This is a genomic window from Waltera sp. (assembly GCF_046969025.1).
In the GTDB taxonomy this organism is placed as follows: Bacteria; Bacillota; Clostridia; order Lachnospirales; family Lachnospiraceae; genus Acetatifactor; species Acetatifactor acetigignens.
In genome coordinates this window covers 35,042-53,631 of record NZ_JBKVQF010000024.1, presented here as the reverse complement: position 1 = coordinate 53,631, position 18,590 = coordinate 35,042, and the positions used below count along the sequence as shown (strand labels likewise).

The 18,590-nt window shown below is 44.9% G+C and carries 25 protein-coding genes and 2 pseudogenes; 2 read left to right on the top strand and 25 right to left on the bottom strand.

Annotated features, from left to right (window positions below):
• Positions 1-434: Fic family protein (locus ACLTOH_RS12630; protein ID WP_412224205.1), on the top strand; the 434-nt coding region annotated here is incomplete at its 5' end.
• Positions 435-508: 74 nt separating this feature from the next.
• Here the strand turns inward: ACLTOH_RS12630 and ACLTOH_RS12625 are convergent.
• The 10 genes and pseudogenes from ACLTOH_RS12625 to ACLTOH_RS12580 all read right to left on the bottom strand — a co-directional run bounded on the left by ACLTOH_RS12625 (position 509) and on the right by ACLTOH_RS12580 (position 7,238).
• Positions 509-797 (bottom strand): annotated as a pseudogene (locus ACLTOH_RS12625) (CD1845 family protein).
• Complete coding sequence (locus ACLTOH_RS12620; RefSeq protein ID WP_412224206.1) at positions 794-925, bottom strand: hypothetical protein; 132 nt, start codon at positions 923-925, stop codon at positions 794-796. Before ACLTOH_RS12620 ends, ACLTOH_RS12625 begins: the two are co-directional and overlap by 4 nt.
• Before the next feature lie 285 nt (positions 926-1,210).
• Entirely contained in the window at positions 1,211-1,945 is a 735-nt protein-coding gene (locus ACLTOH_RS12615) for a helix-turn-helix domain-containing protein (protein WP_118537774.1), read from the bottom strand.
• Positions 1,946-2,082: 137 nt separating this feature from the next.
• Positions 2,083-2,235, bottom strand: a pseudogene (locus ACLTOH_RS12610) (TnpV protein); the annotation flags it as partial.
• Positions 2,236-2,522: 287 nt separating this feature from the next.
• Positions 2,523-2,918: a 30S ribosomal protein S9 gene (gene rpsI / locus ACLTOH_RS12605; protein WP_176863027.1), complete on the bottom strand. Its 396-nt coding sequence runs from the start codon at positions 2,916-2,918 to the stop codon at positions 2,523-2,525.
• Positions 2,919-2,943: 25 nt separating this feature from the next.
• Entirely contained in the window at positions 2,944-3,372 is a 429-nt protein-coding gene (gene rplM, locus ACLTOH_RS12600; protein WP_117465480.1) for a 50S ribosomal protein L13, read from the bottom strand.
• Positions 3,373-3,657: 285 nt separating this feature from the next.
• Positions 3,658-4,437 (bottom strand): tRNA pseudouridine(38-40) synthase TruA, encoded by a 780-nt coding sequence (gene truA, locus ACLTOH_RS12595; RefSeq protein WP_412224204.1) that lies wholly within the window; start codon positions 4,435-4,437, stop codon positions 3,658-3,660.
• 122 nt (positions 4,438-4,559) lie between these two features.
• Complete coding sequence (locus ACLTOH_RS12590) at positions 4,560-5,369, bottom strand: energy-coupling factor transporter transmembrane component T family protein (RefSeq protein WP_412224203.1); 810 nt, start codon at positions 5,367-5,369, stop codon at positions 4,560-4,562.
• A 97-nt stretch (positions 5,370-5,466) separates the two neighbouring features.
• A complete protein-coding gene (locus tag ACLTOH_RS12585; protein WP_412224202.1) occupies positions 5,467-6,327 on the bottom strand; it encodes an energy-coupling factor transporter ATPase in 861 nt (286 codons plus the stop codon).
• A gap of 47 nt (positions 6,328-6,374) precedes the next feature.
• Entirely contained in the window at positions 6,375-7,238 is an 864-nt protein-coding gene (locus tag ACLTOH_RS12580; RefSeq protein WP_227061375.1) for an energy-coupling factor transporter ATPase, read from the bottom strand.
• Positions 7,239-7,464: 226 nt separating this feature from the next.
• Here ACLTOH_RS12580 and ACLTOH_RS12575 point away from each other — a divergent pair, with 226 nt between their 5' ends.
• Complete coding sequence (locus tag ACLTOH_RS12575) at positions 7,465-8,406, top strand: M15 family metallopeptidase (protein ID WP_337763706.1); 942 nt, start codon at positions 7,465-7,467, stop codon at positions 8,404-8,406.
• A gap of 137 nt (positions 8,407-8,543) precedes the next feature.
• Here ACLTOH_RS12575 and ACLTOH_RS12570 read toward each other — a convergent pair whose 3' ends face one another.
• The 15 genes from ACLTOH_RS12570 to rpsE form a co-directional block, all read right to left on the bottom strand.
• Entirely contained in the window at positions 8,544-9,149 is a 606-nt protein-coding gene (locus tag ACLTOH_RS12570) for a bL17 family ribosomal protein (protein ID WP_022154286.1), read from the bottom strand.
• A gap of 153 nt (positions 9,150-9,302) precedes the next feature.
• Positions 9,303-10,262 carry a DNA-directed RNA polymerase subunit alpha gene (locus ACLTOH_RS12565; RefSeq protein WP_022154287.1) on the bottom strand — a complete coding sequence of 320 codons (960 nt, stop codon included), beginning with the start codon at positions 10,260-10,262 and terminating at the stop codon, positions 9,303-9,305.
• A gap of 104 nt (positions 10,263-10,366) precedes the next feature.
• The gene (rpsD, locus tag ACLTOH_RS12560; protein ID WP_022154288.1) at positions 10,367-10,960 is read right to left on the bottom strand and encodes a 30S ribosomal protein S4; all 594 of its coding nucleotides are present in this window, start codon (positions 10,958-10,960) and stop codon (positions 10,367-10,369) included.
• Positions 10,961-11,091: 131 nt separating this feature from the next.
• Positions 11,092-11,487 (bottom strand): 30S ribosomal protein S11, encoded by a 396-nt coding sequence (gene rpsK / locus ACLTOH_RS12555; RefSeq protein ID WP_022154289.1) that lies wholly within the window; start codon positions 11,485-11,487, stop codon positions 11,092-11,094.
• Between the two features lie 76 nt (positions 11,488-11,563).
• On the bottom strand, positions 11,564-11,935 hold the full coding sequence (gene rpsM, locus ACLTOH_RS12550) for a 30S ribosomal protein S13 (protein ID WP_022154290.1): 372 nt from the start codon (positions 11,933-11,935) through the stop codon (positions 11,564-11,566).
• A 411-nt stretch (positions 11,936-12,346) separates the two neighbouring features.
• Positions 12,347-12,460, bottom strand: a complete 114-nt coding sequence (gene rpmJ / locus ACLTOH_RS12545; RefSeq protein WP_031271335.1) for a 50S ribosomal protein L36 — start codon at positions 12,458-12,460, stop codon at positions 12,347-12,349.
• 67 nt (positions 12,461-12,527) lie between these two features.
• A complete protein-coding gene (locus tag ACLTOH_RS12540; protein ID WP_412224201.1) occupies positions 12,528-13,838 on the bottom strand; it encodes a hypothetical protein in 1,311 nt (436 codons plus the stop codon).
• Positions 13,839-13,862: 24 nt separating this feature from the next.
• Positions 13,863-14,081 carry a translation initiation factor IF-1 gene (infA, locus tag ACLTOH_RS12535; protein ID WP_022154292.1) on the bottom strand — a complete coding sequence of 73 codons (219 nt, stop codon included), beginning with the start codon at positions 14,079-14,081 and terminating at the stop codon, positions 13,863-13,865.
• A gap of 48 nt (positions 14,082-14,129) precedes the next feature.
• The gene (locus tag ACLTOH_RS12530) at positions 14,130-14,402 is read right to left on the bottom strand and encodes a hypothetical protein (RefSeq protein WP_412195830.1); all 273 of its coding nucleotides are present in this window, start codon (positions 14,400-14,402) and stop codon (positions 14,130-14,132) included.
• Positions 14,403-14,447: 45 nt separating this feature from the next.
• Positions 14,448-15,200, bottom strand: coding sequence for a type I methionyl aminopeptidase (gene map, locus ACLTOH_RS12525; protein ID WP_412195829.1), 753 nt, complete (start codon positions 15,198-15,200; stop codon positions 14,448-14,450).
• Between the two features lie 57 nt (positions 15,201-15,257).
• Positions 15,258-15,899 (bottom strand): adenylate kinase, encoded by a 642-nt coding sequence (locus tag ACLTOH_RS12520; protein ID WP_022312016.1) that lies wholly within the window; start codon positions 15,897-15,899, stop codon positions 15,258-15,260.
• 166 nt (positions 15,900-16,065) lie between these two features.
• A complete protein-coding gene (gene secY / locus ACLTOH_RS12515; protein ID WP_117465475.1) occupies positions 16,066-17,379 on the bottom strand; it encodes a preprotein translocase subunit SecY in 1,314 nt (437 codons plus the stop codon).
• Positions 17,379-17,819 carry a 50S ribosomal protein L15 gene (gene rplO, locus ACLTOH_RS12510; protein WP_022154298.1) on the bottom strand — a complete coding sequence of 147 codons (441 nt, stop codon included), beginning with the start codon at positions 17,817-17,819 and terminating at the stop codon, positions 17,379-17,381. Before rplO ends, secY begins: the two co-directional genes overlap by 1 nt.
• Positions 17,820-17,840: 21 nt before the next feature.
• Positions 17,841-18,026 (bottom strand): 50S ribosomal protein L30, encoded by a 186-nt coding sequence (gene rpmD / locus ACLTOH_RS12505; protein WP_022154299.1) that lies wholly within the window; start codon positions 18,024-18,026, stop codon positions 17,841-17,843.
• Between the two features lie 48 nt (positions 18,027-18,074).
• Entirely contained in the window at positions 18,075-18,584 is a 510-nt protein-coding gene (gene rpsE, locus ACLTOH_RS12500; RefSeq protein WP_117465474.1) for a 30S ribosomal protein S5, read from the bottom strand.
• Positions 18,585-18,590: the final 6 nt, after the last annotated feature.

The window sequence follows — 18,590 nt, the reverse complement described above, 5'->3', positions numbered from 1 at the left end:
CTGTGATTGCTGACCTGTTCCACCGCATGAAGTACATGGAACGCCGTGGAAGTGGCCTACGCAAAATCGTCAGTGAAACCGAAAAGCTACCTGGATATATAGCGGCATATAAGCCTGAATTTACCTCAACAGCAACAGATTTCAGAGTCATCTTGAAAAATGTAAACTACAACTTAGAGGGTGACGCCCACCAAGTTATCCACCAAGTTACCCACCAAGTTATTGAACTATCAACGGTGTCCAAACAGATTTTGGCTTTTTGCACAACACCAAAATCCAAGAAAGAGCTTGCAGTATTTTGCGGCTTCAAAGATTTAAGAAACTTCACTTTGAAGCATATCAATCCGCTTTTAGAATCCGGGCAATTAGAAATGACGATTCCCGATAAACCTAAAAGTCGCAATCAAAAATATATTACAGTTCGTTCCGAATAAACAGAGAAGCAGGGCATTGGGTCTCATCTCCCATTGTCCTGCTTCTTTTTCATTCCAAATTATATTCACATCATTTACCCATACACCCAATCCTGTATCGCAAATTTCAAACTCTGCACCTTTCCCAGCAGCCAGCGGCAGCCCCATCGGGCTAATCAAAAATGCCATAACCAGCAAAATCACACCTTTCTGCGGGGAATAGGTAATAATCACAGCCACACCAAGCAGAGCAATTACCGTGCTTAGTAGACCAATCACCAGACTGGATATGTAGATCAGCCCCGTGCAGAGCCAGACAAAAAGCGTCAACACCAAAACGACCGGTGCAGTTACGATCATCAGCAGACATTTCAAAATCTTCATTCCTGTTCCTCCTTCCAACGCTCCAGATGCCGTTTGCACAGGGCATCCGCTTCTCTCTCATCATCTTCCGTCACTTCCCGTTTTTCTTTGGTCAGTTCAATCTCCAGCACCTTTTCAAAGGTCAGCATCTGTTTTCACTCCTTTGCTACGCTTCTTATTCTACTCATATTATCCGGTACGGGCAGACAAAAGACAAGGATACAGACAAAAAGAAAAAGCGGAGGGAAGTGCGGCGAAGAAACGCCGTTCCTCCCTCCGCAAATGGAGTATCTATCCCTGTTATGAAAGTTTGGAGAGTTGGGTAAGGATTTCCTTCACACCCGCATTCGTATTCTCAAAAAGTCAAAGAAAATGGGAACGCCTATCAGCCAGCGGAAAAAACGATAAGAAAGAAAGCTGAATTCTTGACTGAATTACCTACTTTCTTGAAAAAGTTCTATACTATATTTGGTAGGATTGTTTTGCTCGATAAAAACATTCGCATATAAATCCTCCTTTCGGTGAAATGGTGTCAAAACATAGTAATTACTTACTGCTTTGTATTCCTTACCCTCGTAAATAAATCCACATACAATTCTGCAACAGATGTAATTTCCAACCCTAATCCATGATGCTGGAATTATATCCTTGATTTCAGAGTCTATACAAGTACCTGAATGCTTCAGGTTTTTCAATCTTTTCTTATCGTATGTCAGCTTACCCACTGAAATCAGAAACAACATTATCCACACAGAGGCATTGAGCAACATGACCTTCAATATAGTTGGATTAAAAAAATTCCCAATAAAACCAACAGCTAATTCAATCACTGCTACAAGCAATGTTACATTAGAACATGTAGAGAATAAGTATTTTATTGGTTTAAGATTGGCAATTTGCTTTTCTTTGTAAAGTTTGGAAATATTTTCTTCCGCCTTTCCTTTATATTCCTCTGCCGATATATGTTCCCCAGAAAAAAGCTCGTTCAAACTAATGCCCAAAGCATCACATAAAGGTTGTAAAAGCGACACATCGGGCATTCCTCTACCATTTTCCCATTTAGAAACCGCCTGATTGGTAATATCTAATAGTTCGGCAAGCTGTATTTGTGTTAGACTTTTTTCTTTTCTACACTGTGCAATAAATGCACCTATTTTTTTCTGATCCATAAAACAAATCTCCTTTATACTATATTTGACCTCAGTATATCAAATAGAGAATTTATTTGGAACATACTAATCGTTGAAGGGAATCTCAACGTTGAGTTGAATAGATATCAATTTGCGATAATCATTCTACCATACCGTTATAAATAAATCATCTCATGCAAAACGATTTCTTCTGCCCGATTGCGAATGTTATTGCAACGCTGCACCCATTCCATTTGACGGGTACACTTTAATTTCTCGGTTACGCCCTCGGCAATTTTCATCTGCTCCATGATGGTATCTAACCGTTGACTTTGAAACTATGCCAAACTGCCACAGCCAAAAAACGAGGGGAAGGAGGGCTCAAAAGCACCCCAAAAATCGGCTCTCGGTTAACCACTTTGGGAACCACTTCCCCCTCTTTTCGCCCTCTTTTTAGCCAGTTAACCACTTGCGGACCACTAAAAATTGGATGAAATCGGCTCTCGTTTTGCCAAATTTGGTCAAACCATATCAGCCCGTTTAGATATAGCAAAAGCCCGGAAAACCTTGATTTTCCGGGCTTTTTGAACCATTTTGATATAGTCTGAGCAGTCGATTATCTCTTGCTGAACTGAGGTGCGCGACGAGCTGCTTTGAGACCGTATTTCTTTCTTTCCTTCATACGAGGGTCTCTGGTAAGGAATCCAGCCTTCTTCAGAACGGGTCTGAAATCACCGTCTACCTGAAGCAGTGCTCTTGCAATACCGTGTCTGATCGCACCAGCCTGGCCGGTGTATCCGCCACCGCGAACGTTAACCAGAACGTCGAACTTCTCAGCAGTCTCAGTAGCTGCCAGAGGCTGACGAACGATAACCTTCAGAGTCTCCAGACCGAAGTACTCATCAATGCTTCTCTTATTGATTGTAATATTACCATTACCGGGTACTAAATATACTCTGGCGATGGATTTCTTTCTTCTACCGGTTCCGTAGTATCTTTCTGTTTTAGCCATGATTTATTTTCCTCCTCTCAGTCCTTTAGAATGTCAGTACTTCAGGCTTCTGAGCCTCATGCTTGTGCTCAGGTCCTGCATATACGTGAAGCTTGGTGAACATCTGTCTTCCTAAAGGTCCCTTGGGAAGCATGCCCTTAACTGCAAGTTCGATAACCTGCTCAGGCTTCTTTGCTAACTTTTCTCTCAGGGTAGCTTCTTTTAAGCCACCAACGTAATCGGAATGATGATAATATACCTTCTGATCCATCTTCTTACCGGTTACTTTGATCTTCTCAGCATTGATAACGATAACGTTGTCACCGCAGTCGATGTGAGGAGTGAAGATAGGCTTATTCTTGCCTCTCAGCACTTTAGCAACCTCAGATGCCAGACGGCCTAAGGTCATGTCAGTAGCGTCTACTACATACCATTTTCTATCGATTGTAGCTGGACTAGCCATAAATGTTTTCATTATGTTCCCTCCATATTACTTTCGCCGATTCGTGATCGACTTTTTCAGTGTTCTGGTCCGATGGTAATCTGCAGATGTCCGGCTACATTTTACTTCTTCCCAAAACGGTTGAATACTTTATTTCAATGCTTCGTCGGGGCTTTGACTCAGCATATTGAAACACTGTCACAGTCATATATTATATGATACGGTTTCGTTCGTGTCAATACATAAACTAAACTTTTTTTGCGTTCATCTTTTATCGCTCAGCCTCTCTTATGTTTATATCACGTATGGCGAAGCTATTTACAAGAATTCATATTTCAATAAAGTCAGTCCATGGGCCGGTGCCGTAGGCCCCGCTGTGCTGCGGTCTTTTGCCTCGAGGATCGTGAAAATATCCATGGGGTCCCGCTTGCCCTGTCCGATATCTAACAGGGTTCCGGCAATGATCCTCACCATATTATATAAGAAGCCATTACCACAGACACGGATCACCAAATCATGTTCTCCCTGCTCTTCCACTTCTACGGAATACAGGGTCCGCACAGTGGATTCCACCTGGGCTCCGGTCTGGCAGAAGCTTTTGAAATCATGTTCTCCTTCCAGGTAAGCCGCAGCTTCCTGCATCCGGTTCACATCCAGTTCATAATAAGTAAACAGCGAATACAAACGTTTCACTGGCATGGGGAACTGTGCCCGGTAGATCCGGTACTCATAAGTCTTGCGGCTGTCGCATTTCCGGGGATGCCAGTCATTTTCCACCTGTTCGGACTTCTGGATACGGATATCCTCGGGAAGTCTCTGGTTCAATGCGTAGGAGATTTTCTCCGCAGGCATCCGGCTGGTCGTGTCAAACACAGCGATATTCCCCAGTGCATGCACCCCGGAATCTGTCCGGCTGGCACCGATGACCTCAACAGGCTCTCGTAGCAGATCGGTCAGACACCGGTTCAATTCGCTTTCGATGGTGATCCCATTATTCTGGATCTGCCAGCCATGATAATTCGTTCCGTCATAAGCCACGGTCAGGCGGACACGCTTTTTTTCTTTTTCCGGCTGCTTTGACAGCTGTTCTATTATCATTTCCGATTCCACTGTATTTCACCCGCTTTCTCTCCTGCCACCTGTCTTAGGTTCCCCGGCATTCTTTTCTGTATTTGATGATATACGATCTGCAATGGGCATTAGTGTTTTGCAGTAAAAATTTACGGTAAAAACGGTAATCTTCCTACCACAATGCTGATCACCATATATGCGGCAATACAGCCGTAAGCAATGTAATCTCTCTTATGATAGATCAGCGGTTTCATCTTCGTCCTGCCCTCTCCGCCGCGATAGCATCTGGCCTCCATTGCCATGGCAAGGTCGTTGGCTCTGCGGAACGCGGAGATAAACAGCGGTACTAAAAGGGGCACCATGGCTTTGGCACGCTTGAAAATGTTGCCGCTCTCGAAATCCGCACCTCTGGCGATCTGTGCTTTCATGATCTTATCCGTTTCTTCTAATAATATAGGTATAAAACGAAGTGCAATGGACATCATCATGGCCACCTCATGTACGGGCACCTTGAATACTTTTAAGGGTCCCATCATTTTCTCCATACCATCCGTCAGGTTGTTCGGTGTGGTGGTCAGTGTCATCACGGAGGATCCGATAATCAGCAGTGTCAGCCGGACAGCCATGGAAATGGCCATTTTCAGTCCTTCCTGCGTAATGGTCAGCTTCCAGATCGTCACTAACGGTGTTCCCTGTGTCAGAAACAGATTGAATACCACTGTGATCATCATCAGCATGACGATAGTCTTCATTCCTTTTACCATGAACTTGAACGGTACCTTTGACAGCCGGATCACCATCCCCAAAAACAGGGCTGCGATCACATATCCCGCGTAATTTTTAAAAAAGAACAGTGATATGATAAACAGGAGGGTGCCTCCCAGCTTGACTCTGGGATCCATCCTGTGTATCACGGATTCTGTCTGATAATATTGTCCTAATGTAATATCTCTAAGCATATTGCTCCTCACCAGAGTTTCTGCCCGGCTCCTGTCGGGTCAGAACTCGTATCTTCTCTCTGCTCATGCTGCAATTTGAGCATTGCAGTTCAAATCATTACTTCTGATTGTTCTGTTTCCAGACTCTTGCAATTTCTTCCGCAGCCTCTTCGATCGTTGTGGCATCTACATCCACATCTGCGCCCCGTGCTTTCAGCTCATGCATGATGTAGGTGACCTGCGGTGCTGCCAGTCCTACTTCTTCCAATTCTTTGTAATGTCTGAACACTTCTCTCGGCGTATCGTCATACATGACACTGCCCTTGTTCATTACAATGATGCGGTCCACATATTCCGCCACATCTTCCATGCTGTGGGATACCAGCAGGATGGTAAGTCCGGTCTCTGTCTGCAGTTTTTTGATCTGCTGCAGGATCTCATCTCTTCCCTTGGGATCCAGTCCGGCTGTCGGCTCGTCCAGGATCAGTACCTCCGGCTTCATGGCCAGCACGCCGGCGATCGCCACACGACGCTTCTGTCCACCGGACAATTCAAAGGGGGACTGATAGAAAAGTTCATCCGGCAGTCCTACTTTTTTCAGAGCATCGTATGCACGAAGCTCCACTTCCTTTTTATCAAGTCCCAGATTCTTCGGTCCGAAACAGACATCGCTGAATACATCGATCTCAAACAGCTGATGCTCCGGATACTGGAACACCAGCCCTACTTTGCTGCGGAGCTTCTTCATATCATAATCTTTGTCGTAGATATCTTCTCCGTTAAAATAGATATGTCCGTCGGTAGCACGGATCAATCCGTTCATATGCTGCATCAGCGTGGACTTACCGGAACCGGTATGCCCGATAATACCGATGAACTGTCCATCCGGTATCTTCAGGCAGACATCGTTCAGGGCATGAACTGCCAGCGGTGTATCTGCACCGTATACATAATTCACATGATCTAATATGATAGACATTTTTTCGATCCTTTCCCGGGTACTTTCATTCGCTGCCAGCCCCGCCACTATTTCCTGTCGGTTTTTCCATAGCCCAGTGCACTGACCAGCTCTTCCCTTGTCAATATGCCATCCGGCAGCGGAATTCCGCGTTTCTGCAATTCATACGATAACAGCGTTACCTGCGGCACATCCAGCCGTAGCTTTTTCAGCTGCTCCACCTGTGAAAAGATTTCCCGGGGGGTACCCTGCATGGCAATTTTCCCCTCATCCATGACAAATACCTTGTCCGCATGAATGATTTCTTCCATATAATGGGTGATCAGGATCAGCGTGACGCCTTCCACCTGATTCAATCCGCGGACTGCACGGATGACTTCCTTACGTCCACTGGGATCCAGCATGGCAGTCGGTTCATCCAATACAATACATTTGGGATGCATGGCCAGTACTCCGGCAATAGACACTCTCTGCTTCTGACCACCGGACAGCTTATTCGGGGAATACTTTCGATATTCGTACATACCTACCGCTCGTAAGCTCTCTTCCACACGCTGCCAGATCTCCTCCGTGGGGATCCCCATGTTCTCCGGGCCAAATCCCACATCTTCTTCCACTACCTGTCCTATGATCTGGTTATCCGGATTCTGAAACACCATGCCGGCTGTCTGACGTACCTTCCAGATGTTGTCCTCATCCTTCGTGTCCATACCATCGACCCAAAGCGTTCCCTCTGTCGGATTTAAGATGGCGTTCATATGCTTTGCCAGAGTAGACTTGCCGGAACCGTTATGTCCGAGGATGGCTATGAACTGTCCCTGCTCTATATCAAGAGAAACATCATTCACCGCTCTTGTGATCCCTTCCACATTTCCCTCTTCATCCCGACGAATATATTCATATACTACATTATTTGCTTTAATGATCTCCATAAATAATCTCCATTCCATATTCGCTTAGTGCCGGAGAATCAGCTATCTTCTGCTTTTGCAAGATATCGTTCCTATTTTACTAGATTATGCACAGATTTACAACACTTAACAGGGAACTGACCCGACTTTTTCAAAATCTCTTGTACTGCCTTCCAAAAACCTTTATAGTTATGGTTGTATCTTTCTATTGCAGAACATTTCAGAAAATAAAACGAGGAGGCATTCTATGAATCCGATCGATCGCAATAAAATATGGAAAATGGTGGGTATCCTTGCGCTCATCACTGTCGTTGCCGGAGGACTGCTAAGAGTATCCCAGCACAGTTCCTACACTCTGGGGGATTATGCGACGGACAATCCTTCCCTGGCTTATCAGACATCAGAGCCATCACCTACCCCGGAACCTACACCGGCCGTCGACAATTCCAATGCAAATGCGACAGAAAACTTGCAGGAAGGATCTTCCATGGCAGAAACTACTGTTTTGACCGGATATTCCCTGAACGGAGAGCTATTGACCGACCAGCGGACCACGCTGTCCGACGGCTTCTATTATGAGCCGTTATCCGAGAAATTGCAGAGATATATAACAGGTGTTTCTTATCCTGCTACTGTGGATAACTCCGGAGAAGCCTCACAAGACCTGTTGAAATCTGTCGAAATCAGCTATGACGATCTGAGATATGTACATATCCGGCATTATAATTTTGAAGGAAATCCTGCAGAAGGGGAATTGATCTGTAACAAGGCGATCGCGCAGGACCTGACGGAGATCTTCTATGAGCTGTATTGTAATGAATACCAGCTGGAAAAGGTACTTTTGATCGATGAATATGATGGGGACGACCTCGCCTCCATGGAAGATAATAATACCTCCTGTTTCAATTATCGTCCGGTAGAAGGGACCTCATCCCTGTCCAAGCATGCATTAGGGCTGGCAATTGATATCAATCCCTTTTATAATCCTTATATTACTTACAATAAGGATGGCAGTGAAAGGGTATCTCCTGCAAACGCTTCCGCCTATGCAGACAGAACCGCTTCCTTCCCCTACAAAATTGACGAAAACGATCTGTGCTATCAGTTATTTAAAGAACATGGCTTCACCTGGGGAGGTCACTGGAACTCCTGCAAGGATTACCAACACTTCCAGAAGGTGGTGGAGTAATCCGCAAAGCAACGAGGGAATGCGGAGCATCCCCTCGTTGTACGGCTGTCGCCAAATAATTCTAAAAAAAGACAACCGCTAGTGAATGCAAGCATTCCCTCGCGGTTGTCTCTTTTTATCCTTACTTTGCTCGTAGCTTAAACAAGCTCCAGAACAACAGTCATAGCTGCGTCACCCTTACGCTGACCGATCTTAACGATTCTGGTGTAACCACCCTTACGGGTAGCATACTTGGGAGCATACTCATCGAAGAGCTTTGCAACCAGGTCAACTTCCTTGGTGTTCTTTTTCTTGCCTGCTGCATCAGCGGGAACCTCAACTACAGGGTTCAGAACCTTCAGCATCTGACGACGTGCATGAGATCTGGTAGGCAGATCCTTCTTGATCTCCTTCTCAACTTCGTCGTATACAGTAACGGTAACACCGTTCTCGATCTTAACCAGCTTGCCATCCTTATCGCGATGGGACTCAGCCAGGACCTTACCGGTCTCCTTGTCAACGATCTGCTTTACGCGCTTGCCGTCCTTGTCCTTGCGGGCAACCTTGGTGGTAACCTTAACAGTTTCGAAGTTATCCTTCTCTTTTACTGCCAGAGCGATCAGTCCATCAACGATCTTCTGTACTTCCTTAGCCTTAGCTTCGGTGGTAACGATCTTGCCGTTGTTGATCACTGCAGTTACCTGATTTCTTAATAATGCCTTTCTCTGTGCAGATGTTCTGCCGAGTTTTCTGTACTTTGCCATGATAATTTTCCTTTCTCCATTCATGGTACATCCGGCCATGCACTTTGGACTTACTTACCGAATGCGTTATTTTTTGCCATTTAGAGATAAACCGCATCCGAACACTTTGGGCTTACCGGATACGGAAATCTTACTTTTTATGTTCAGCTGAAATTAGTTCTCATCGCTGGGGTTCAGCTGTAATCCCAGCTCTTTCAGTTTAGCCAGAACTTCTTCCAAAGATTTACGTCCGAGGTTACGAACCTTCATCATATCTTCTGAAGTCTTATTGGTTAACTCTTCTACAGTATTGATACCTGCTCTCTTCAAGCAGTTGTAAGAACGAACGGAAAGCTCCAGCTCGTCAATACTCATCTCCAGAACCTTTTCCTTCTCGTCGTCTTCCTTCTCTACCATAACCTCAGCGGTCTTAGCATTTTCGGACAGGTCGATGAACAGGTTCAGATGCTCGCTGAGCACCTTAGCTGCCAGGCTGACTGCCTCATCGGGAGCCAGGGTTCCGTTGGTGTATACATCCAATGTAAGCTTGTCGAAATCAGTACTCTGACCTACACGGGTATTTTCTACCGTAACGTTAACTCTCTCTACAGGTGTATAGATAGAATCAATGGCAATTACGCCAATTGGTAAATCTTCGTGTTTGTTCTTGTCGGCACTTACGTAACCGCGGCCTCTTGTAATAGTTAACTCCATGTAAAGCTTGGTATCTTTACCGCTCAGAGTTGCGATTACAAGGTCGGGGTTCAGAATTTCAATATCCTGATCACACTGGATATCAGAAGCTCTTACAACACCTTCGCCTTCAAACTCGATATATGCAGTCTTAGCCTCATTGGTCTCGCTGTTGTTCTTGATCGCAAGGCTCTTGATGTTCATGATGATCTCAGATACATCTTCCTTTACGCCGGGAATAGAACTGAACTCATGAAGAACACCTTCAATTTTGATCTGGCTCACTGCAGCACCGGGCAGGGAAGACAGCATGATTCTTCTCAGGGAGTTACCCAGAGTAATACCATAGCCTCTTTCCAGGGGTTTTACTACGAATTTACCATACTTTTTGTCTTCTGAAATCTCGCTAACCTCAATATTAGGTCTTTCAAAATCAAACACTGCCAATACCCTCCTTTGCGAACTTTATATGTTGACATGTTCTTACGAACAATATCCCATGGAATAATATTCCACAGGAAATGTTCATTGGGGTTACATAAAACTTACTTGGAGTACAACTCGACGATAAGCATCTCGTCAACAGGAACATCGATCATCTCTCTGGTAGGCAGATTCTTGATGGTTCCCTTAAAGTTCTCAACATCAGCATCGATCCATTCGGGTACTAATCTTCCAGCAGTAACATCAAGGATATCCTTGTATCTCTGCATGGATTTAGCGCTCTCCTTGATCTCGATAACATCGCCAGCCTTGATCAGGTAAGAAGGAATGTTTACACACTTACCGTTTACAAGTACATGCTTGTGGTCAACGATCTGTCTTGCTTCTCTTCTGGTTCTTGCAAAGCCCATTCTGAACACTACGTTGTCCAGTCTGCTCTCTAACAGGGTCATCAGGTTCTCACCGGTCATGCCCTTCATTCTATCAGCCTTCTCATAGTAGTTACGGAAAGGCTTCTCCAGAACGCCATAGATGAACTTAGCCTTCTGCTTTTCTCTTAACTGAAGTCCGTACTCAGATACCTTTTTGCCTGCTCTTGCAGAGGTTCTGTTAGACTTCTTGTCATAGCCCAGGTAAGAAGGCTCAAGGCCAAGGGCTCTACATCTTTTCAGTACAGGTACGCGATTTACTGCCATTTTTTTATTTTCCCTTCTTTATACTTCGGAAGTGACTTCCGAGGGTTGTTTACAGTGCCGCATTGCGGCACTTTCATCCAACTTGTTCTAATGTTACTTCATTCACTGTTCCGTCTGATGACGGACTCTCACTAAACGCGACGACGCTTAGGAGGACGGCATCCATTGTGAGGTACAGGAGTTACATCACAAATGCTTAAGACATCCAGTCCACTTGCAGACAGAGCTCTGATTGCTGCTTCGCGTCCTGAACCAGGACCCTTTACAAATACGTCAACGGACTTTAATCCGTGAACAAGAGCAGCCTTTGTTGCTGTTTCAGCAGCCATCTGTGCAGCATATGGAGTAGATTTCTTTGAACCTCTAAAACCAAGACCACCGGCACTTGCCCAGCTAAGAGCATTACCTTCAGCATCAGTTAACGTTACGATTGTGTTGTTAAAAGAAGACTGAATATGTGCCTGTCCGCGTTCAACGTTTTTTCTTACACGCTTTTTTGTTACTTTCTTTGCAACTTTTTTAGCCATTTTAAACTAACCTACTTTCTCATTTCCTGGGGATGCTTACATTTGCTTCCCTCTCACAGTTACATTACGATCTTAATTACTTCTTCTTGTTTGCCACCGTGCGCTTAGGTCCCTTACGAGTTCTTGCGTTGGTCTTAGTCTTCTGACCACGAACAGGAAGTCCTTTACGATGACGAATACCACGATAGCAGCCGATTTCCTGAAGTCTCTTGATATTCAGAGCGATTTCTCTTCTCAGATCACCTTCTACCATAACGCCAAGCTTTTCGATAGCTTCACTGATCTTCTTTACCTCATCATCGGTAATATCTCTCACTCTGGTATCAGGATTTACACCTGCTTCTGCTAACAGCTTGTCAGCAGTAGGTCTGCCTATTCCATAGATATAGGTCAAACCGATCTCAATTCGTTTTTCTCTAGGTAAGTCTACACCTGCGATACGAGCCATTTACGTTTCCTCCATTTTCCTGCGTAATCTCTTACGCTTTGCGCAACATTTCTGCGCTCACAACTTTCGTTGTGTGTGCGTACGTTTTGGTCTGTTAATTGTACGCCCAATAGTTACTAATTGATTGGGGCTCTCACCCAATCGGACACGATCCGATCTTTCCATAACGAATATGTCTGCATCCGCAAAAAGAAATCTGTGATTTCTTTTTGGTGACGAAACTTAGATTTTCTTAATTTATGTCTTCTATAAATTTAGAAAATCTTTTCGTCATGGTATCAACAAGTAATCTCCCGTAAGCTCTATCCAAATCTATTATGAAAATTGATAATTTTGATAATGATCAATTCAGCCGCACATAATAACCGGACAAGAACTCACATACCTGATCAAATGACGATCAAGCGGTGATTATCCCTGTCTCTGTTTGTGCTTCGGATTCTCACAGATTACTCTGATGCGTCCTTTTCTCTTGATGATTTTGCACTTTTCGCAAATCGGTTTTACTGATGATCTAACTTTCATGTTAAACCCTCCTTTCAAAAAAGACCGTCTTACATTATAGCATGACGGTCTTTCCTTTGCAAGCGTATTATTGCGCTTTTTTTAATATTTTTTGACTTTTTTGTTGCTTTTTTGCCTGCTTTACATTCAAAACGATAAAAGTGATAGCCGCAGCCGCTGCAACACTTAAAATTCGGAAGGTAAATCTCGCATGCAATGCTGAATGATGTTGTACTGCAATGATCCAGACGAAGGGAATTGCAGCTGTGAGTACTACGGGAACCAGCTGTGCAAATATTTCCTTCCATTTGCCCGTGACGATTATCATCACAAGCATTCCTATCGCTATCGCTGCCAGCACTCCTGCAGCAATTCCAATATAGACCGGATATTCCTGAAGATTCAGTCCGATGACATAGAACCCCCCGTTCATCCGGGGTCTGCCGCCAATAGCTTCGGTACGGCCGATAATGGACCAGATAGCATCCTTGATCGTACCGGTATGTAATGTCAGATCTGCAATGACCCATTTTGCTGCCCACATTCCGGCATAACCGATTGCCCAGCTTACACTGAAGCCGGTCAGTCTTTTGATATTATTCCACAGGCGATCACTTTCTAATAAGAAGTAACAGCACAGAGGAATTCCCAAAGTAACGATGGGATACGTCAGAAAATCAAAATAAGACGTCAGAATTCCCACGATCAGGAAGAATTCCGGATATTGTCCTTTTTCGTGCAGTCTGTCATGATGTAACAGCATGTATTCCACCGCCAGAAGCGTCAAAATCCAGCACACTGACATGGTCAGTGATACAAGAACCAACACCGGCTTCATAAACAGGAAACTTCCCAGAGTCATGACTGCGACACCTGCATTTTGCTTTTGGATTGCCGTAACCAGCACCCAGATCATAAGCGCGATCTGCACCGCCAGCTCCAGCCATACCACGTGCTGCCAGGAAAATAACAGTAACAGCGGCTTTAAATATAAAAGATAGCCGTGCCAGTATCTCGCATAAATGTGGAGATACATGTTATTGACGTTCTCATGGGATTCGCAGAAGGATTTGAGAGAATCCTCCGGTGTCCATACATCCTCTTCCAGATCATAGTGGTACATCCACATAGCGTGTTCGTAGGCATTTTTGTCCGACAATCTCTCTATGGCATTCTGCACCATAATAGCATCGGTGTAGGTCTCTCTGTTTTTCCACAGGTACTGCGAAAATGCATCTTCCGGTATCTCGTCTCCGGTCTTCAGCATATCCCCGACACTTTTCTCCACATTCTTTCTCATAGGTCCTACCGGAAGCAAGAATACCAGTACTAACAGTATCGTTCCCACTACCGCACTGACCGCCAGAATGGCAGCAAAGTTACGTATTTTTTTAGCCATAGCTATTTTCTCTCCAGATGGTATTTACTTATCTCTCCAGATAATACGTCCCTTGCTCAGATCGTAGGGAGACAGTTCCAGTGTTACCTTATCTCCGGGAAGGATACGGATGAAGTTCTGACGAAGCTTACCACTGATGGTAGCCAGTACTCTGTGTCCGTTTTCCAGTTCTACACGGAACATGGTATTGGGAAGCTTCTCCACAACGGTTCCTTCGATTTCGATTACATCACTTTTAGACATAAATTTCCTCCATAGCTTTCTACTCTTTACTACTTTTACTGCTTTATATTACTTATTACGCAGATACGCTTCCAGGGTCTTACAGATTCGTCTGTTGATCTCGTCTTTCTCCCCCGGAAGGTTCTGTTGCATGCTTTGTATCAACGCATCCTCTGCCGAAGAATGTATGATCTGGATATGTTTTTTCTTTTTCTTCTTCGGATGTTCCACACCGCGCAGCCTTCCGTCGCACAGATAGACCCATTCTTCCTCTTCACCGACGATCATGTACAATCTGTCCTTATCGTGTCCGGCCTTTGAAGTTGCAAATTCTCCTAACATATCAAAATCTTACCTTTCTTCTCCGGGTCTGCCGTTACCCGCTCCTTAATACATGGTCAGGATCTCCGGCTCACCGTCTGTGATCAGGACCGTATTCTCATAATGTGCAGACAGGGATCCATCCTCGGTAACTACAGTCCAATCATCGTCCAGCCATGCCACATCCGGTCTTCCGATATTGATCATGGGCTCGATCGCCAGCGTCATACCGGCCTGAAGCTTCAGTCCACGTCTATGCTGTGCGAAGTTGGGGATCTGCGGATCCTCATGCAGGCTGGTGCCGATACCGTGACCTACCAGGTCTCTTACGATACCGTAGCCAAAAGGCTTGATATAGGCATCAATTGCATTGGAAATGTCATACAGGTGATTGCCTGCCTTCGCCATCTCAATGCCTGCGAAAAAGCTTCCCTTGGTTCTCTCCATCAGGAGTCTTGCCTCTTCACTGACCTGGCCTACCGGGAAAGTACGTGCCATGTCGGAATGGTATCCTTTATAAATCAGTCCTGCATCCAGACTTACAATATCACCTTCGTGAAGAATATGATCCTTGTGAGGTATACCATGTACGACTTCATCATTCACGGATACACAGATAGATGCCGGATATCCGTTGTAATTTAAGAAGTTGGGAATGCAGCCATGGGCACGGATCAGTTTCTCTCCCAGGTTATTGATATCCAGAGTGGATACCCCGGGGTGTACTGCCTTCTCCATCTCGCTGAATACATCCGCCAGAATCTTACAAGATTCTCTCATCAACTCAATTTCACGCTGTGATTTGATAGTTACTGCCATTTTATTCACCTTTCTGTTCCGGACCTTACTGCTGCTGATCAGTGATCCGGACTTTTCCTAGCCAAGAATTGCTACGATATCTGCGAATACTTCCTTCATATCCTTGGTGCCGTCTACGGTCTTTAATACATTTTTCTTGGTATAGAATTCGATCAGAGGCTGGGTCTGGTCATGATAAACTTTCAGACGGTTCAGTACGGTCTCAGGCTTATCATCGTCACGCAGTACCAGTTCCTGTCCGCACTTGTCACAGATGCCTTCCTTCTTGGGAGGAATATGCTCAATGTGATAGGTTGCGCCGCAGGACAGGCATGCACGTCTGCCAGACATTCTCTTCACGATATTCTCATCGGGAACATTTACATCGATTGCAAAATCAATGGCATCTCCCAGCTCAGTCAGTGCCTTGTCCAGTACTTCTGCCTGAGGAATGGTTCTGGGGAATCCATCCAGTACATAACCGTTCTTGCAATCATCCTGTGCTACTCTGTCTAAGAGGATCTTAACAGTCAGTTCATCGGGAACCAGCTGTCCCTGATCCATGTATTTCTTTGCTTCCATACCAAGTTCGGTTCCGTTCTTGATATTTGCACGGAAAATATCGCCTGTGGATACATGAGGGATTCCGTACTTTTCAGCGATCATCTTTGCCTGTGTACCTTTACCTGCGCCGGGTGCGCCTAACATGATAATCTTCATATCTGCTCCTATCTGCCTGCAGCTGCAGGCTCTGCTCTTCTATGGATAAGCTACAAATACAGCCCAACATTTATATTTTAACTTTTATGCGGCTTTTTTGCAATAGATTTTCCCATAATACAAAAATAACCGGATGATTACAAACCATCCGGTTACTGTTATGCTGCTAATCTTCCAGGAATCCCTTGTAGTTGCGAACGAGCATCTGAGATTCTACCTGCTTCATGGTCTCCAGTACTACGCTTACGATAATGATCAGGCTGGTACCGCCGAAGGATACACTTGCGCCGAACACACCGTTAAAGAAATACGGGATCACAGATACAATGATCAGGCCGATCGCACCGATGAATACGATATAATTCAGAATCTTGTTCAGATAATCACTGGTAGGCTTACCAGGTCTGATACCGGGAATGAAACCACCCTGCTTCTTCATGTTATCGGCAATCATCAAAGGATTAAATGTAATGGATGTATAGAAGTATGCAAAAAATACAATCAATACAATGTACAGCAAAAGTCCCAGGGAATAAATCGGCTGACTGGGTTTGCACCAGTAACCGGAATTCAGACCTTTCAGGATCTCTGCCCATACGCCGGTTCCGTTATATCCGATAAAGGAACAGATAATAATGGGGAACTGCATAATGGACTGTGCAAAAATGATGGGAATAACGCCGGAAGTATTTACTTTCAACGGAATATTGGAAGTCTGTCCGCCGACCATCTTTCTGCCCTGCATTTTCTTGGCATACTGTACCGGAATCTTGCGCACACCATCATTTAAGATGATAACCAGTACCACCATGGCAATAATAATTGCGAAGATGATAACTACTGCAAGGATTGCGGTTGCCGGAGCTTTTCCGAATACGAACTGCTCAAACAGGTTGCTCAGGTCTTGAGGCAGTCGGGAAATGATGTTGATCACCAGTACGATGGAAATACCATTTCCGATACCTTTTTCTGTGATTCGTTCACCCACCCACATCAGGAAAGCACTACCAGCGGTAAGTGCTGTGATCGTGGTAATTACATTCAGAGCGTTGAACTCGATCAAGTAGCCCTGTCTGCCAAAACCGATTGCCATTGCTGTGGACTGGATCAGTGCAAGCGCTACGGTAACGTATCTGGTGATGGCAACCATTTTTTTACGGCCGTCTTCACCGTCACGCTGCATTTCTTCCAGCTTTGGAATAGCAATTGTAAGCAGCTGCATGATAATGGAAGATGTAATATAAGGGTTGATGTTCAATGCCAGAATAGACATGTTCAGGAAAGAACCGCCCGTAATGGCATCAAAGAAACTGAACGCACCGCCTGTCTGCTGGGCAAACCATTGAGAAAAGAACTTCGTGTCCACCCCGGGTACGGGAAGCTGTGATCCGATACGGATCACAACTAACATTCCCAGTGTAAAAAGAATCTTCTGTCTGATTTCTTTGATTTTAAATGCGTTTTTCAGTGTTGTAAGCATTACATCACCTCAGCAGTTCCACCAAGAGCCTCGATCTTTTCTTTTGCGGATGCGCTGAAAGCATCTACCTTTACATCAAGCTTTTTGGTAAGTTCTCCGTTTCCAAGGATCTTAACTCCATCTCTGGGGTTCTTAATGATTCCTGCTTCAACCAATGCGTTTACATCAACGGTAGCACCGTTGTCAAAGCACTCCAGAGCACTTACATTGATAGCAACGATTTCCTTAGTGTTTCTGTTAGTGAAACCTCTCTTAGGAATACGTCTGTATAAAGGCATCTGACCACCTTCGAAACCAGGTCTGGGAGCTCCGGAACGAGCCTTCTGTCCCTTATGACCCTTACCTGCGGTCTTGCCATTTCCTGAACCGTGTCCACGGCCTCTTCTAAAATTATCACTGTGTTTGGAACCTTCTGCAGGTCTTAAATTGGATAATTCCATTCCTAACACCTCCTTATCTGATTATGCTTCTTCTACCTTGATCAAATGATTCACCTGGCGGATCTGTCCTCTTGTTGCATCATTATCAGGCAGTACTACGGACTTACCGATCTTACGCAGTCCCATAGACTCCACGATTGCTTTATTCTTCGGCACAGCGCCGATGGTGGACTTTACCAGAGTGATCTTTAACTTCTTGTCTGCCATACTCTACTCCTTTCTGTTGGCCCTGTCAACTTAACGGGAAGATCCGGCTTACGCCAGAACTTCCTCAACAGACTTTCCACGATTCTTTGCTACTTCTTCGGGAGCCTTGATCTGGCTTAAACCGGAGATGGTTGCAAGAACAACGTTCTGCTTATTGTTGGAGCCAAGAGACTTGGTACGGATATTCTTGATACCTGCAAGCTCACAAACGACACGAGCGGGACCACCAGCGATGATACCGGTACCTTCAGGAGCCTTCTTCAGTAAAACGTTAGCAGAACCATACTTACCGATGAAATCATGGGTGATGGAATTGTTCTCATCCAGATTGATCTCAACAATATGCTTTACAGCGTCTTCCTTACCCTTACGGATAGCTTCGGGAATTTCTACAGCCTTTCCCAGACCAGCGCCTACATGGCCGTTGCCGTCACCAACAACTACCAGCGCGGTGAATCTCATGTTACGACCACCCTTAACGGTCTTGGTTACACGCTTGATGGTAACAACTTTATCATTTAACTCTAACTGGCTTGCATCTATGATTGTGTGTTTCATGGTGTA